This window comes from Aeromonas sobria (assembly GCF_006243315.1).
GTDB lineage: Bacteria > Pseudomonadota > Gammaproteobacteria > Enterobacterales > Aeromonadaceae > Aeromonas > Aeromonas sobria_A.
Genome location: NZ_NKWE01000070.1, coordinates 16,574 through 31,973 on the forward strand (window position 1 = coordinate 16,574; position 15,400 = coordinate 31,973).

12 protein-coding genes and 1 tRNA gene are annotated in these 15,400 nt (G+C 59.5%); 9 read left to right on the plus strand and 4 right to left on the minus strand.

Features of this window, described 5'->3' with window-relative positions:
- The first annotated feature begins 11 nt into the window (after positions 1-11).
- Together cysQ and CF137_RS20170 are read left to right on the plus strand one after the other, a co-directional pair.
- Complete coding sequence (gene cysQ / locus CF137_RS20165; RefSeq protein WP_139721252.1) at positions 12-824, plus strand: 3'(2'),5'-bisphosphate nucleotidase CysQ; 813 nt, start codon at positions 12-14, stop codon at positions 822-824.
- Positions 825-1,260: 436 nt separating this feature from the next.
- Entirely contained in the window at positions 1,261-2,532 is a 1,272-nt protein-coding gene (locus CF137_RS20170) for an aromatic amino acid transport family protein (protein WP_139721254.1), read from the plus strand.
- A gap of 75 nt (positions 2,533-2,607) precedes the next feature.
- On the opposite strand, the gene metJ is transcribed toward CF137_RS20170, so the two are convergent.
- The gene (metJ, locus tag CF137_RS20175) at positions 2,608-2,931 is read right to left on the minus strand and encodes a met regulon transcriptional regulator MetJ (protein WP_139721256.1); all 324 of its coding nucleotides are present in this window, start codon (positions 2,929-2,931) and stop codon (positions 2,608-2,610) included.
- Between the two features lie 283 nt (positions 2,932-3,214).
- On the opposite strand from metJ, the gene metB reads away from it, so the two are divergent.
- Positions 3,215-4,387 (plus strand): cystathionine gamma-synthase, encoded by a 1,173-nt coding sequence (metB, locus tag CF137_RS20180; RefSeq protein WP_101323526.1) that lies wholly within the window; start codon positions 3,215-3,217, stop codon positions 4,385-4,387.
- Positions 4,387-6,837, plus strand: a complete 2,451-nt coding sequence (locus tag CF137_RS20185) for a bifunctional aspartate kinase/homoserine dehydrogenase II (protein ID WP_139721258.1) — start codon at positions 4,387-4,389, stop codon at positions 6,835-6,837. The genes metB and CF137_RS20185 overlap by 1 nt, the downstream gene beginning before the upstream one ends.
- A 91-nt stretch (positions 6,838-6,928) precedes the next feature.
- Here the strand turns inward: CF137_RS20185 and CF137_RS20190 are convergent, their stop codons facing one another.
- Positions 6,929-8,194 carry an inorganic phosphate transporter gene (locus CF137_RS20190; RefSeq protein WP_101317739.1) on the minus strand — a complete coding sequence of 422 codons (1,266 nt, stop codon included), beginning with the start codon at positions 8,192-8,194 and terminating at the stop codon, positions 6,929-6,931.
- A gap of 26 nt (positions 8,195-8,220) precedes the next feature.
- A complete protein-coding gene (locus CF137_RS20195) occupies positions 8,221-8,901 on the minus strand; it encodes a TIGR00153 family protein (protein ID WP_042024112.1) in 681 nt (226 codons plus the stop codon).
- A gap of 168 nt (positions 8,902-9,069) precedes the next feature.
- Between CF137_RS20195 and CF137_RS20200 the strand changes: the two genes are divergently transcribed.
- Positions 9,070-10,038: a CYTH domain-containing protein gene (locus CF137_RS20200; RefSeq protein WP_139721260.1), complete on the plus strand. Its 969-nt coding sequence runs from the start codon at positions 9,070-9,072 to the stop codon at positions 10,036-10,038.
- Between the two features lie 72 nt (positions 10,039-10,110).
- Here the strand turns inward: CF137_RS20200 and dapA are convergent, their stop codons facing one another.
- Positions 10,111-10,983 (minus strand): 4-hydroxy-tetrahydrodipicolinate synthase, encoded by an 873-nt coding sequence (gene dapA / locus CF137_RS20205; protein WP_101317735.1) that lies wholly within the window; start codon positions 10,981-10,983, stop codon positions 10,111-10,113.
- A gap of 280 nt (positions 10,984-11,263) precedes the next feature.
- On the opposite strand from dapA, the gene rsmC reads away from it, so the two are divergent.
- The 4 genes from rsmC to CF137_RS20225 all read left to right on the plus strand — a co-directional run bounded on the left by rsmC (position 11,264) and on the right by CF137_RS20225 (position 15,331).
- Positions 11,264-12,292, plus strand: a complete 1,029-nt coding sequence (gene rsmC, locus CF137_RS20210; protein ID WP_139721262.1) for a 16S rRNA (guanine(1207)-N(2))-methyltransferase RsmC — start codon at positions 11,264-11,266, stop codon at positions 12,290-12,292.
- Between the two features lie 150 nt (positions 12,293-12,442).
- Positions 12,443-13,660, plus strand: coding sequence for a glucose-1-phosphate adenylyltransferase (gene glgC, locus CF137_RS20215; RefSeq protein ID WP_101323522.1), 1,218 nt, complete (start codon positions 12,443-12,445; stop codon positions 13,658-13,660).
- Positions 13,650-15,110 (plus strand): glycogen synthase GlgA, encoded by a 1,461-nt coding sequence (glgA, locus tag CF137_RS20220; RefSeq protein ID WP_139721264.1) that lies wholly within the window; start codon positions 13,650-13,652, stop codon positions 15,108-15,110. The genes glgC and glgA overlap by 11 nt, the downstream gene beginning before the upstream one ends.
- A gap of 135 nt (positions 15,111-15,245) precedes the next feature.
- Positions 15,246-15,331, plus strand: a tRNA-Leu gene (locus CF137_RS20225).
- The last annotated feature ends 69 nt before the right edge of the window (positions 15,332-15,400 follow it).

The window sequence follows — 15,400 nt, forward strand, 5'->3', positions numbered from 1 at the left end:
AGGATAACGAGATGCAGGAGTTGTTGGCCTGGGTGCCGGGGGTCAAGGAGATAGCCCGCGAAGCCGGAAGGATCCTTCACGACATCTATCACGGCGGTCAGTTCGAGCGTCAGCTGAAGGAGGATGCGACCCCGGTCACCAGTGCCGATCTTGCTGCCGATGCCTACCTCAAGCAGGCGCTGTCGGCGCTCACCCCCCATGTGCCGGTGCTGACCGAAGAGGCAGCCGATGTGCCCTTTAGCCAGCGATCCAACTGGCGGCAGTACTGGCTGGTGGATCCCCTCGACGGCACCGGTGAATTTATCGCGGGCAGCGGCGATTTCGCCACCCTGATCGCCCTGGTGCGGGACAACGTGCCGGTGCTCGGGGTCATCTACGCCCCCGAGTCTGACGTGCTCTACTGGGCGGTGCGCGGCTACGGCGCCTTCAAGGAGGTGAATGGCGAGGTACTGCCCATCAGCGCCATGCATCACGAGCATGACCAGCCCGACTCACTGGTGGTGGCCATCAGCCGTCGCCAGAAGCTGGAGAACCTCACCCGCCGCCTCAACCCGACCATCAACTACGAGCTGATCCCGCTTGGTTCCAGCTCCCTCAAATCCTGTCTGGTGGCGGAAGGGGCGGCGGATTGCTATGTGCGGCTCGGCCCCACCGGCGAGTGGGACACCGCCGCCGCCCAGTGCATCGTCGAGGCGGCCGGGGGCCGCATCCTCAGCCTGGCGTTGCAGCCACTTAGCTACAACGAGACCGAATCGCTGGAGAACCCGGACTTTATCGTGATGGGGGATCCGGATCTCGCCTGGGGCAGCATTCTGGCCCACTAGGCGAAGGGCAACGTCACCACACCAGACAATCAGGCGGCCCGATGGCCGCCTGATTTTTCAGGGGAGTTGCCCGGGGTGATGGCCGGAGTGATCCGCTGGCTAAGGCCGTTTTGAACAGCGTGATACGCTGGCAAAGCGGCGAAATGACAGTGAAACATCACAATCGGTCGCTGAGAAATGGTGCAATTTTCATGTAATCCTGAAAATGCGCCATTAGCCAAAATAAAGAAATGAGTCGAGATGAAATTTTGGTTTTATATTTTACAAAACACACTAATATCAGTTTTGTTGCATTCCGCGGTCCAGATTCCATTCCCAATCTCACTGGCTAGAGCTAGCAATGGCAGTGATATGTTTCAGTCCCGCTTTTTGAGAATTAAATCCCGATAAACCACAATAAACTCAGATTAAAACACTAACAAAAAGTGAATTAGTAATGAGTTTATCTGTAGAGGCTACTAAGGAGCTATCCGGTTCCTGCTCCACCACTGCCAGCACCACCCGCTGGCGCCGTCACGACACCCACTGGGTCATCAGCCTGTTTGGCACTGCGGTTGGCGCCGGCATCCTGTTTCTGCCCATCAATCTGGGTCTGGGCGGCATCTGGCCCCTCGCGATCGTCGCGGTACTGGCGGGTCCCATGACCTTCTTGGCCCACCGCGGGCTGGCGCGCTTCGTGCTTTCTTCATCACGCCCCCACGCCGACTTCACCGAAGTGGCGGAGGAGCATTTCGGCAAGATGGCCGGTCGCCTCATCTCGGCGCTCTACTTCCTCTCCATCTTCCCGATCCTGCTCATCTACGGGGTCGGGCTGACCAACACGGTGGAGAGCTTCATGGTCAACCAGCTCGGCATGGCGACCCCGGATCGGGTGATGCTCTCCGGCGTGCTGGTGTTCGCCATGATCGCCGTGATGCTGGCAGGGGAGAAAGCGATGCTGCGCGCCTTCGCCTTTATGGTCTATCCGCTGGCGGCCATTCTGGCGGCGCTCTCCTGCTACCTCATTCCCCAGTGGCAGTGGCCAGAAGTGACCGCGTTTGAAGGGGTCAGCTTCCTCAACACCGTCTGGCTGGCGCTGCCGGTCACCGTGTTCGCCTTCAGCCACGCCGCCGCCATCTCCGGCTTTGCCAACGTGCAGCGCCGGGAATATGGCGATCAGGCCGAAGCCAAGAGTGGCCTGATCCTGCGCAACACCACAGTAATGCTGGTGGGCTTCGTGCTGTTCTTCGTCTTCTCCTGCGTGCTGAGCCTCTCGCCAGCCCAGCTGGCTGAGGCCAAGGCCCAGAACGTCTCTGTGCTCTCCTATCTCGCTAACATCACCGACAACCCGGTGATCGTGACCCTGGGGCCGCTGATCGCCTTTATCGCCATCAGCTCCTCCTTCCTCGGCCACTTCCTCGGTGCCCGCGAAAGCCTCAAAAGCCTGATCGCCAAGCCCACCGGCCTGCCGCAGGCCAAGGCGGACAAGCTGGGCATCGCCCTGATGTTCTTCGCTATCTGGGGTGCCGCCGTGATCAACCCGGGCATTCTGGGGCTGATGGAGACCCTCTCCGGCCCGGTCATCGCCATGATCCTGTTTATCATGCCGGTGATAGCAATCTACAAGGTGGAGGCGCTGGCCCGCTTCCGCCACGGCTGGGCCAACGGCTTTATCCTGCTGACCGGTTCGCTGGCGGTATCGGCGCTGATCTTCAGCCTGCTGAAATAACCACAGCCCGGTAAACCGGGCCGTAGAAACGACAAGAGGCGACCCGTGGGTCGCCTCTTGTGCATTGCAAATCGCTTACTCTTGATCGAAATCTTCGATCTCTTTGCCCAGCGCTTCCATGATGGCGCGCGCTTCGACGGGGACACTGTCCGGATGATCCTTGCGCAAGTCTTCGTCGCAAGGGAGCGGCTGGCCGGTGAAAGCGTGCAGGAAGGCTTCACAGAGCAGCTCGCTGTTGGTCGCATGACGCAGGTTGTTCACCTGACGACGGGTGCGCTCATCGGTCAGCACTTTCAACACCTTGAGCGGGATCGAGACGGTAATCTTCTTGACCTGTTCGCTCTTCTTACCGTGTTCCGCATAAGGGCTGACGTAGTCGCCGTTCCACTCTGTTCCCATGACTCACCTGTTCTCATTTAGCCGTGAGCGCGGATTTTAACCCTTAAGGAAATTAATGGCAATCCAACAGCAAAGCCATTTAGACGTCTGGAAGTGTTGACGGCTTTTTTGTGCTGGCGTAAGGTGGTTCACCATAGGCCAGCAATGGCAGGATCGCCGTGGTTGAGGCAAAGCAGCCATCGCCCAGAGACAGTTCAAGGAGAGAGTGACATGACCCACGCGCTACGCTGCATCGAAAATCAAGCCGGATCAATCGCCAAGTCACACAGCCAAGGAGAGCAACATGAGTCATAAGGCAACTCTGGCGGTTCGCACCGGGATTGAGACAGATCAGCAGCACGGTGCCGTGGTGCCCCCCATCTACCTCTCCAGCAACTACACCTTTGCCGACTTTGGCGAGCCCCGTCAATACGATTATGCCCGATCCGGCAATCCGACCCGCAGCAATCTGGCGGACGCGCTGGCGGCGCTGGAAGGTGGCGCGGGCGCCGTGGTCACCGGCACCGGCATGGGCGCTATCCATCTGGTCACTACCGCCCTGCTCAAGGCGGGAGATCTGCTGATCGCCCCCCATGACTGCTACGGCGGCACCTGGCGGCTGTTTGAGTATCTGGCGGCCAAAGGCCACTACCGGGTGCAGTTTGTCGATCAGGGGGACGAAGCCGCGCTGGCCGCCGCACTGGCGCAAAAGCCTGCACTGGTATGGGTCGAGACCCCCTCCAACCCGCTGCTGCGGGTGGTGGATATCAGCGCCATCGCCAGCGCCGCCCATGAGGTGGGTGCCCAGGTGGTGGTGGACAACACCTTCCTCTCCCCCCTGCTGCAACAACCGCTGGCGCTCGGTGCCGACGTGGTGGTTCACTCCACCACCAAGTACATCAACGGCCACTCCGACGTGGTGGGTGGGGTGGCGATCGCCAAAGAGGCCGCACTGGCCGAGTCGCTGGTGTGGTGGGCTAACTGTCTGGGGCTCACCTCCGGGGCGTTCGACTCCTACCTGACCCTGCGCGGTCTGCGCACCCTGGCCCCCAGATTGCGCAGCCATCAGGAGAACACCGATCGCATCCTCGCCTTCCTGCAACAGCAGCCGCTGGTGAAACGCATCTATCACCCCAGCCTGCCGAGCCATCCCGGCCACGATATTGCGCGCCGTCAACAGTCCGGCTTCGGCGCCATGTTAAGTTTTGAACTCGATTGCAGCGAGGCGGGCATTCGCACCTTCCTCGCGGCCCTCACCCTCTTCTCGGTGGCCGAGTCCCTCGGCGGGGTGGAGAGTCTGGTGGCCCATCCGGCCAGCATGACCCACAGGGCCATGACCCCGGCGGCGCAGCAGGCAGCAGGCATCAGCGCCCAGCTGCTGCGCTTGTCGGTCGGTATTGAACACGGTGAAGACCTGGTGGCCGATCTGGCTCAGGCTTTTGAACAGGCGCAGCAGGCAGAACAGGTAGCGAAGTAATGGAACAGCAACAAGGAGAGATCGCGGTGACAGAGGCAGGTTTGAAGCGACGTCACGTCCACAAGTTTGGTGGCAGCAGTTTGGCGGACCCGGTCTGCTATCGTCGGGTTGCCAGCATCATTGAACAACAGACCGGAGGTGACGAGCTGATCGTGGTCTCGGCCGCTGGCAAGACCACCAACCGGCTAATCCAGCTGGGGGAACTGGCGGATACCGGTGACGAAGCAGCAGGTGAATCTATCTCGGCCCTGCAAGCCTATCAACAGAGTCTGATCGATGGCCTGCTGGAAGGGGAGTTGCAGCGCGACCTCAGCGCTCAGCTCGCCAGCGACGTGCAACAGATCGCCAAGACCCTGGAGGGGCAGTTTGATCGCTTCGCCCGCAACGGCCTGCTCGCCTTTGGCGAAGTGTGGTCGGCGCGCCTGCTGGCGGCCCTGCTCTCCAGCCGTGGCGACAAAGCCGCCTGGCTCGATGCCCGCAGCTTCCTGCGCGCCGAAGATGGCGCCCTGGTCAAGGTGGATACTGCGCTTTCTAGCGAACTGCTCAAGGCGCGACTGGCGGAACATGCCGGCCGCATCGTGGTGACCGGCTTTATCGCCGCCGATATGGAGGGGCGCTCCCTGCTGCTCGGCCGTAACGGCTCCGACTACAGCGCCAGCCTGTTGGCGCTGCTGGCGGACGGTGAATCCACCACCATCTGGAGCGACGTGGCCGGTGTCTACAGCGCCGACCCGCGCCGGGTCAAAGAGGCGCGCCTGCTGGAGCGACTCAGCCTGGCCGAGGCCAACGAGCTGGCCCGCCTTGGCTCCTCCGTGCTCCATTCCCGCACCCTGCAACCGGTCGCCGACAGCCGCCAGCGCCTCACCCTGCGTTGCAGCTACAACCCGGATGAGGGCTGTACCCATATTCTGCGCCGCGCGCCGCGCTCCGGTGGTGCCCGCATCGTCTCCTCGGTGGATCAGATCGCCCTGATCGAGCTCAAAGTGTTGCCACAGGCCAACTTTGAGCAGACGGTCGCCACCATCGAGGGCCATCTGGCCCGCCACCGCCTCAACCCGCTCACCCTGCAGCGCCAGCCGGATCGGCGGGTACTGCGTCTCGCCTATACCCTCGAAGTGGCACAGGGTGCCTTCGAGATCCTGCGGGACTTCCAGCTGCAGGGCAGCTTCACTGGCCTGATCCAGAAAGAGGGGTTCAGTCTGGTGGCGCTGGTGGGGGCCGGTGTCACCGACAACGCCGAGCAGTGTCATCGCTTCTATCAGCTGCTGGCAGATCAGCCGCTGGAGTTCGTCCAGGTGGCCAGAGATGGCTTGAGTCTGGTGGCCGTGCTGCGTCAGGTGGTATTGGAGCCGCTGCTGATCGCCCTGCACAGCGCCCTGTTCAGCCGCCCGACCCGGGTCGGTCTGGTGGTGTTCGGCAAAGGCAATATCGGCGGCCACTGGCTCACCCTCTATAGCCGCGAAAAAGCCCGGCTCGAACATGAACTCAATCTGGCGCTCACCCTCTACGGGGTGTTCAGCTCGGAAGGTGGCCTGCTGGATGAAGAGGGGCTGGATCCCCGCAAGGTACAAAACAGTGTCGACGGCAAACCGCTGATCTGGCCGGAGTTGCTCTCCCAACTGGAGCAGCACAGCTTCGATGCGCTGATCGCGCTGGACATGACTGCCAGCGAAACCGTGAGCCGCTACTACCCGGATTTTGCCCAGCTCGGTATCCACATCATCGCCGCCAACAAGTTTGCCGGTGCCGCCGACAGCGAGTTCTACCAGCGCATCAAGCAGACCTGCCGTGACCATCAGGTGCAGTGGCGCTATAACGCCACCGTGGGGGCCGGGCTGCCGATCCAGTCCAGCATCCAGATGCTGCGTCAGAGCGGCGACCGTATTCAGGGGGTCTCCGGCATCTTCTCCGGCACCCTCTCCTGGCTGTTCCAGCAGTATGATGGCACTCGTCCCTTCTCCGAGCTGGTGGACGAAGCGTGGCAGCACGGTCTGACCGAGCCGGATCCCCGCGAAGATCTCTCCGGTCAGGATGTGCGGCGCAAGCTGCTCATTCTGGCGCGGGAGGCTGGCTTTGAGCTCGACTCTGCCGATATCACCCTGGAAAATCTGGTGCCCGTCACCCTGCGCAAAGTCAGTGCGGATCAATTCATGGATCGGCTCAAGGAGCTGGATGGCCCGATTCAGACCGCCTTTGAGGGAGCCAAGCGCCTTGGCAAGGCGCTGCGTTACGTGGCCCGCTTCGAGCGTAACGGCAAGGCACGGGTTGGACTGGAGACGCTGGAACCGCACCACCCGTTTGCCAACCTGCTGCCGTGCGACAACATCTTTGCCATCGAGAGCGACAGCTACCGCAGCAACCCGCTGGTGATTCAAGGGCCGGGGGCGGGTCGGGAAGTGACCGCCGCGGCAATCCAGTACGATCTCTGGCAGATCTGCGCCAGCCTCTAAGGCAGATAATGCAAAGGGAGCAGCTCAGCTCCCGCGCACAATAAAAAAGCCCGAGTCGATGACTCGGGCTTTTTGCTGAATGCCGCTTCGATTAGGAGAAGCAGGCCTGCAGCACGTAGAAGATAGCAATGGCCAGAATGGCACCGGCAGGCAGGGTGATGATCCAGGAGACGACGATATTGCGCAGCACCCCCAGATTCAACGCCGCAATCCCGCGCGCCAGACCGACCCCCATCACAGCACCAACCAGGGTCTGGGTGGTGGAGATGGGGAGACCGGTACCAGAAGCAATCACCACGGTCGCGGCGGTCGCCAGCTGGGCGGCGAAGCCACGGCTCGGGGTCAGGTGGGTGATGCCGGTACCGACCGTCGCCATCACCTTCTCGCCCATGGTCGCCAGACCGATCACGATACCGATACCACCCAGCGGCAGGATCCACCAGGCGATAGACGCCTGACTGGAAATTTCACCGCCGGAGGCCACGATAGAAGCCACGGCAGAGAGCGGGCCAATGGCGTTGGCCACATCGTTGGAGCCGTGGGCAAACGCCATGGCACAAGCGGTGATCACCATCAGGATACCGAATACCTTCTCCACGTTGGCGAAGTGCATCTTGCTGTCATCCTGCGGGTTGTACTTCTGACCGCGGATATAGAAGAAACCGGCAATCGCCAACGCAATAGAGATAGCCACCGAGAGCAGAATGCCCTCGCTATCACTCAAGTGCAGACCAACGTGGGTCAGCCCTTTCTTGATGGTCACCAGACAGATCACCAGCGCCGTCAGGAACATATAGAACGGCACATAGCGCTTGGCGTTAGCCAGCGGATCATCGGTGTTGAAGATCAGCTTCTGCACACTGATAAACATGAAGTAGGCGATCACACCGGAAATGGCCGGGGTGATGACCCAGGAGCCAACGATGCCGCCAAACTTGCTCCACTGCACCGCTTCCGGACCAATGCTCACCACCGCAAAACCGACGATGGCGCCGATGATGGAGTGGGTGGTGGAGACCGGCCAGCCGAAGTAGGAGGCCAGGATCAACCAGGCGCCGGCCGCCAGCAGTGAGGCGATCATGCCGAGTACCAGCAGGTCCGGTGTATCGGCAAATGCATTGGTATCAATGATGCCATTACGGATGGTTGCGGTCACTTCACCGCCCGCCAGATAGGCGCCGGCAAACTCGAAGATCATGGCAATGATGATTGCCTGACGGATAGTCAGGGATTTGGTGCCGACCGATGTGCCCATGGCATTGGCAACGTCGTTTGCACCAATGCCCCAGGCCATCAAAAAGCCGAACAAGGCCGCCACGAGCACCAGAGTGGTGCCGTAATTCGCGATAATGTCCATTAGTAGTGTTTTACCCAGTCAGTCGATTACGAACGAGCCAGCATCAGTTCCAGACGGGCGCCTACACGCTCGGCCTGATCTGCCAGGTCACCTACCCATTCGAGGATCTTGTAGAGGAACATCACATCAATCGGATTGTAATTGTGCTCAACCGCTTGCAGCTGTTGGCGCAGTCCGATCTGCATGGTGTCTGTATCGTCCTCGATCAGATCCAGCTGGTGGATCATCTCGGCAACCATTTCCACTTCCCGTCCCTTGAAGCCGGTCTCGAGCAGCTCGTCGAGCTCCCCGATCGCTTTCTCGGCCTGAGCGGTCGCATCAATACAACGTTTGAGATAGGCCATGAAATCAACCCGCATTTCAGCAGGGAACTCCATGCGACGACCAAGCATGCGGCCGGAGATATCCTTGGCACGGTTGGCAATCTTGTCTTGCTGGGTCAACAGCTCCAGCAGGTCGGTACGCGCGACCGGCAGGAACAGGCCGCGAGGCAGTTTCAGACGGATTTCACGCTTGAGGATATCCGCCTCTTTTTCCAACTGGGCAATCTGCTGCCGGATCTTCTCGGCATCATCCCAACGGTCTTCCGCAACGGCGTCAAAGAAGGGAACCAACTGCTGGGAGCACTGGTGAACCTTGACGATATGCTTCTGCAACGGCTTGATGGGGGACTTGGCAAAAAGCCCCAAAATAGTATTTACTGGCATGGTCAAACCTGTGTCGGTGAAAAAACACTCGATACGATTTTATGAGGCGCGCATGGTAACCGAACTGCGCACTCAATTAAACCGCGAATTAATCTAGTCGCCTCGCGGCATTATATCCTCGCGACCCGAATCCCGCCCCTCAAAGTTACCTGCCAGCCCGGAATGACTATGCAAATCGAGATCGAGATAAAGTTTTTTGTCGCCTGCGACATTCAGGCAGGGTTATCCAACCTGCTGAATTCTCTTGAAATTAAGGAATCATCCCAACAACAGCTCGGCAACGTCTATTTTGATACGCCAACCCTCGCCTTGCGCCAGCTGGATATGGGGTTGCGGATCCGCCGCTGCGATAGCTTTGCCGAACAAACCATCAAGTGTCGCGGTCAGATAGTGGGTGGCCTGCACGCCAGACCCGAATACAACGTCCCCGTCAGCAGCGATCTGCCGACCCTCTCGGCCTTTCCCGATGAGATTTGGCCGACCCTGCCCGAGCGTGACAGCATCCAGCAACAGCTGGTCGCCCAGTTTCGCACCGACTTCCTGCGTCGCCACTGGCTGATCGCTTTCGAGGGTGCCGAGATAGAGCTGGCCTGGGATCAGGGAGAGATAGTCGGCAGCCAGGGCAGCACCACCATCAACGAGCTGGAACTGGAGCTCAAATCCGGCGACACCGCAGCACTGTTTGCGCTGGCCCAGCATCTTGCCAAGCTGGGCGGACTGCGGCTCGGCGCCCAATCCAAGGCCCAGCGCGGCTATCGACTGGCTGGCCTTGGCAAACCATTGACCCTGCAGGCGCTGATGGTGCGTGAAGATATAGATAACATGACGGGGGTAAGCGAGGGGCTGCGCCACTGGCAGCATCACGAGCAGCTCTGGCTGGAGCATCCGCAGGATGAAGGCGTTCAGCAGCAGGCTCTCTCTGCCCTATGCCAGGGGATCGATCTGGTCGCTCGCAGTGCGGCCAGGCTGCCACAACCAGCGCCCTGGTTGCCAGCACTGACCAGCCTGCAAGCACAGCTGCAAACCAGGCCGGACGGGCATGACAAGTGGCCCACCGAACTGGCGACCCTCTTCCTCTGTCCGGATTATGTCGAATTGCAGCTGGCCATCGCCGCCTGGCTGCATAGCGCCGCCTAACCGGCACGAGCGGCCTCAGTGGGACAACGCCAGAAACAAAACGGGTGAGCCTTGTGGCTCACCCGTTTTGTATTACAGCAGGTTGAGCTGCTGCATGGCGCTGCGAATGCGCTCACGGGTCGCTTCCGACAGCGGCATCACCGGTAGGCGGCACTCCTCGCTGCAAAAACCGAGCAGGGAAGCGGCATATTTGGCACCGGCGGGGCTCGGCTCGGCAAACATCGCCTGATGGAGCGGGATCAGCTGGTCTTGCAGTTCACGCGCTGCTTGCCACTTGCCCGCCAGCGTGAGGTTCTGCACCTCAGCCACCAGCTTGGGGGCCACGTTGGCGGTCACCGAGATACAACCCTGACCGCCACCAATGTTGTAGGCGACGGCGGTGGCATCTTCCCCGGAGAGCCAGGCGAAGGGCTTGTTGATCAGCTGGCGCTCGGTCCAGGGGCGGGCCAGATCGCCGGTGGCATCCTTCACCCCGGCAATGCGCGGCAGTTCGGCCAGACGGGCCAGGGTTGCAGGTTGCACATCGACGATGGCGCGCGGCGGAATGTTGTAGACGATGATCGGCTTGGCGGTGGCGTCGTGGACGGCCTTGAAGTGGTGGTAGAGCCCCTCCTGATTGGGGCGGTTGTAATATCCGGCCACATGCAAGGTGGCATCGGCACCAACCCGTTCGGCATGAAGAGTGTACTCGATGGCTTCGACCGGGTTGTTGGAACCGGCCCCGGCGATCACCGGAATGCGCCCCGCCACCTGTTTCACCACCAGTTCGACCACTTTACAGTGTTCGTCGTGGGTCAGGGTCGGGCTCTCCCCCGTAGTACCCACCGGCACTATGCCGTGGGTTCCCTGCTCGATATGCCACTCCACCAGACGCAACAGCGCCTCTTCATCCAGCTTGCCCTGTCGAAACGGGGTGATCAACGCAACAATAGAACCTTGAAACATGGGATTTCCTTCTCCTGAATGACCCGCATATGGCAATAAAAAACCCCGGTACGATGTGCGCAACCGGGGTTTGAAGTTTCTCAGAAATGAGAGGTTACGCGCGAACGTCGGCAGGCCCGAATGTCAGGCTTTTTTTGTGCTTTCGTTTCAACCCGTTGAACCGCATTTCGTCATCTCTGGTCAAAAAATGGTGTCTGGGCATATTTCGGGAACACAGCATAAATGTCAAGGCGAAAGGGGCTATGTATAATGGCCGCCCAAAATTGTGTGGAGAGACCCGATGAGCAGCCCTATCAGTGCCGTCAGCCAGATGCTGGAACGAAACCAAGCCCTCTTTGTCGGCAAGCGGCTACTTGTCTGCGGCGCGCTGGATGATGACTATCCGCGACAGCTGGCCACTCTAGCCGAGACCCTGACCGTCTTTACCACGGATTACTGCTATTACCGCAGCCAGCAGGCCGCCCTGGGGGACGCCATCCTGTTCGACCACCAGCTCGGTGGTGCCCCCCGCTTCGATGCCCTGCTGCTGCTGATGCCCAAGGCCAAGGCCGAGGCGCAATATCTGCTGGCCATGATGACTCCCCTGCTGGAGGCGGGTGCCGACCTGTTGCTAGCCGGTGACAACCGTGGCGGCATCAATGGCGCCGACAAGCTGCTGGCCCCCTACAGCGAAAAACCGATCAAGCGCGACTCGGCCCGCCGCTGCTCCCTCTATCACGGCGAGCTCTGCAAGCCGGTCGCCCCGTTCGAGCTGGATAACTGGTTTGGCCGCTACCAGTGCAAGGCCGGTGATACCGAACTGACCGTGCTGGCCCTGCCCGGCGTTTTCAGCGCGGCCGAACTGGATCTCGGTACCCAGATGCTGCTGGCGGCGGTGCCACCGATGAGGGGCGAGCTGCTCGATTTCGGCTGTGGCGCCGGGGTGATTGGATCTGTGCTGGCCAAGCGCAATCCTGAACTCAAGGTCAACATGGTGGATATCAGTGCGCTGGCGCTGGAGTCGAGCCGCCGCACCCTGGCGATCAATGGTTTAGAGGGCAAGGTCACCGCTTCCGATGTCTATTCGGATGTTTCCACCCGTTTCCAGCACATCGTCTCCAATCCGCCATTCCATGCGGGTCTCAAGACCTTCTATGCAGCGACCGAAACCTTCCTCGCCAAGGCACCGGAATTTTTGCTGCCTAATGGCTCGCTGACCATTGTTGCCAACGCCTTCTTACGCTACCTGCCTATACTGGAAACACATTTCAAACGGACGGAAGTGATCAGCAGCGATACCAAGTTCAAGGTCTATCTGAGCAAAGTGTAAATAAGTGCAAGCAGTACAAGAAAACCGCTAGAGAGCGCCATCCGGTATCTGGTAAGGTACTAAAAGGACTATAAAACCACCCCTTAAGGGGTGTTTTTATACCGAGCATTGAAAACCTTTTCATAGTGTTCATGCAGGGAGATTAATACGATGGCAGGTATCTTGACCATGATCCTAGCTGGCGGCGAAGGCACCCGTCTGCAGCCTCTCACCACCACCCGCAGCAAGCCTTCCGTCCCCTTCGGCGGCAGTTACCGGCTGATCGATTTCGTCCTCAACAACTTCGTCAACGCAGACTTTCTGCGCATCTATGTACTGACCCAATTCAAATCCCAGTCCCTCTATCTGCACATGAAGAAGGGCTGGAATATCGTCGGCATCACCGACCGCTTCATCGACCCCATTCCGGCCCAAATGCGCATGGGTAAACGCTGGTATGACGGCACCGCCGATGCCATCTACCAGAACCTCGGTTTTATCGAGCGGGCCGAACCGGATCATGTCTGCATCTTCGGTTCCGACCACATCTACAAGATGGATGTGAGCCAGATGGTCACCTTCCACAAGCAAAAGAGTGCGGCCATGACGGTCGCCGCCCTGCGCATGCCCATCGAAGAGGCGAGTTCATTCGGGGTGATCGAGGTAGATACCGAAGGGCGGATGATCGGTTTTCAGGAAAAACCCAAGCAGCCCAAGCATATCCCCGGCGATCCGACCCAGGCGCTGGTCTCCATGGGCAACTACATTTTCGAGACTGACGCCCTTTGCCGTGAATTGAAACGGGATGCTGGCGAAGATAGCTCCAGCCACGACTTTGGCAAGGATGTGATCCCGAGCCTCTACCCGCGTGCCCCCGTCTATGTTTACGACTACAGCACCAACGTTATCCCCGGTGAAAAGCCGAGTGTTTACTGGCGGGATGTGGGCACTCTGGACTCCTATTGGCTGGCTCACATGGACTTGGTGGCGGACAATCCCCCCTTCTCCCTCTATAACCGCAAGTGGCCACTGCACACCCACTATCCGGCACTGCCGCCAGCGACCTTCATCGACAGCGACGTGTGCAAGGTCAATATTGCCAACTCCCTGATCTCCGCCGGTTGCTTCATTCAGGGCAGCCAAATCCAGCGATCCATTCTCGGTTTTCGCTGCAATATCGGCGCTTGCAGCCACATCAGCGAATCCGTGTTGCTGGGGGATGTGAAGATTGGTGAAGGGTGCTCCATCCGGCGGACGATCATCGACAAAAACGTTGAAATTGCGCCCGGCACCGTTATCGGTGAAAATCTCGACCATGATAGAGAGCGATTTACCGTATCAGAAGGCGGTATCGTGGTGGTACCTAAGGGAGCAAGAGTTGGCTATTAACCCACTGAAAATCCTGTTTGTTGCCTCGGAAGTTGAGGGGCTGGTCAAGACCGGGGGCCTGGCAGATGTTGCCAAAGCCTTGCCTATGTACCTGGTCCAGAAGGGGCATGATGTCAGGATCATGCTGCCCTTCTACAAGACGATTAAGCGACGGGATGAGGCCAAACTGGTAGCGTCACGCTGGTTACCCACCCATCCGGGCCTGCCGGATATCGGCTATCGCATCTACCAGATGGAGCTGGATGGCGTCTGCGTCTATCTACTCGACTGCCCGCAATACTTTGATCGTCCCCAGCTCTATGCCGAGAACAATCAAGCCTATCCGGATAACGGCGAGCGTTTTGCCTTCTTCTCGGCGGCGGCCCTCCATGCCTGCGAACAGCTCGGCTTCGCACCGGATATCGTCCACTGCAACGACTGGCACACCGGGCTGCTGCCCTTGCTGCTGAAAACCCGCCATGCCAACAACCCCTTCTTCCAGCAAACTCGCAGCGTGATCAGCATTCACAACGCGGCGTTTCAAGGGGTGTTCGGCCGCGAACAGTTCTGGGCTATGCCCGAAATTGCCGATTACGAACGCCGCATCAACCACGACTACGGCCACGTCAACCTGCTTAAATGCGGGGTGCTCTACGCCGACAAGATCAATGCGGTCAGCCCCAACTATGCCCAGGAGCTGCTGACTCACCTTGGCGCCCACGGTATGGCGAGCATTTTTCAGCAACGCAGGGATGACCTGTGCGGCATCCTCAACGGCTGCGACTACAAAGATTGGGATCCGGAGTTTGACGCCTTCCTGCCCGCCACTTACAGCATCGACAACATGGTAGGCAAACAGGTCTGCAAACAGCACCTGCAACAGGAAGCGGGATTGCCCGTTGCGGACCTGCCTATCTACGGCATGGTGTGCCGCCTGACCGAGCAGAAGGGAGTCCCCCTGCTGCTGCCGGCGCTGGAGAAATTCCTCCACCATCAGGTGCAAGTGGTGATCGTAGGCTCTGGCGATCCTGCGCTCGCCACGCAGCTGCAGACCATGGCCCAGCAGAACCCAGGCAAGCTCGCCTTCATCAACACCTATGACGATCGCCTGGCTCATCTGGTGGAAGCCGGTGCCGACTTCTTCCTGATGCCCTCGCTGTTCGAGCCTTGTGGCCTCAACCAGATGTACAGCCTCGCCTATGGCACTCTGCCACTGGTGCGTGCCGTAGGTGGTCTGAAAGATACCGTGGTGGATTGGGATGCGGACCCGGAACATGCCACCGGCTTTTGCTTCAACGATCCGACCGCCGCTATCCTGCTCGACACCATGCGCCGCAGTCTGCTCTATTTCCTGCAAGACAAAACACAATTTGCCAAGGTGCTGCACAACGCCATGAACACCCGCTTCAACTGGCCTGACTCCATCACCCAGTACGAGCAGATGTATCATGGCGCAATGGGGCGCAGCTAATCAGCGAGTCACCAACCCGGGCTAATTGCTGAAGTTTTGTACCCTTGGCGCCACTTTGGGCGTCAACAGCGAAAAAAGTACCTTTTGCTTGTTGACGCTCCCCCAAAACTCTATAGAATCCCCCTCCGCAGTGATGCGAAGGTGGCGGAATTGGTAGACGCGCTAGCTTCAGGTGTTAGTGTCCCACGGATGTGAGGGTTCGAGTCCCTCTCTTCGCACCAATACTGCCATGCTGATTCAGCAGCATGTAAATCCAACTAGAAAACCCGAATGTGCGAAGGTGGCGGAAT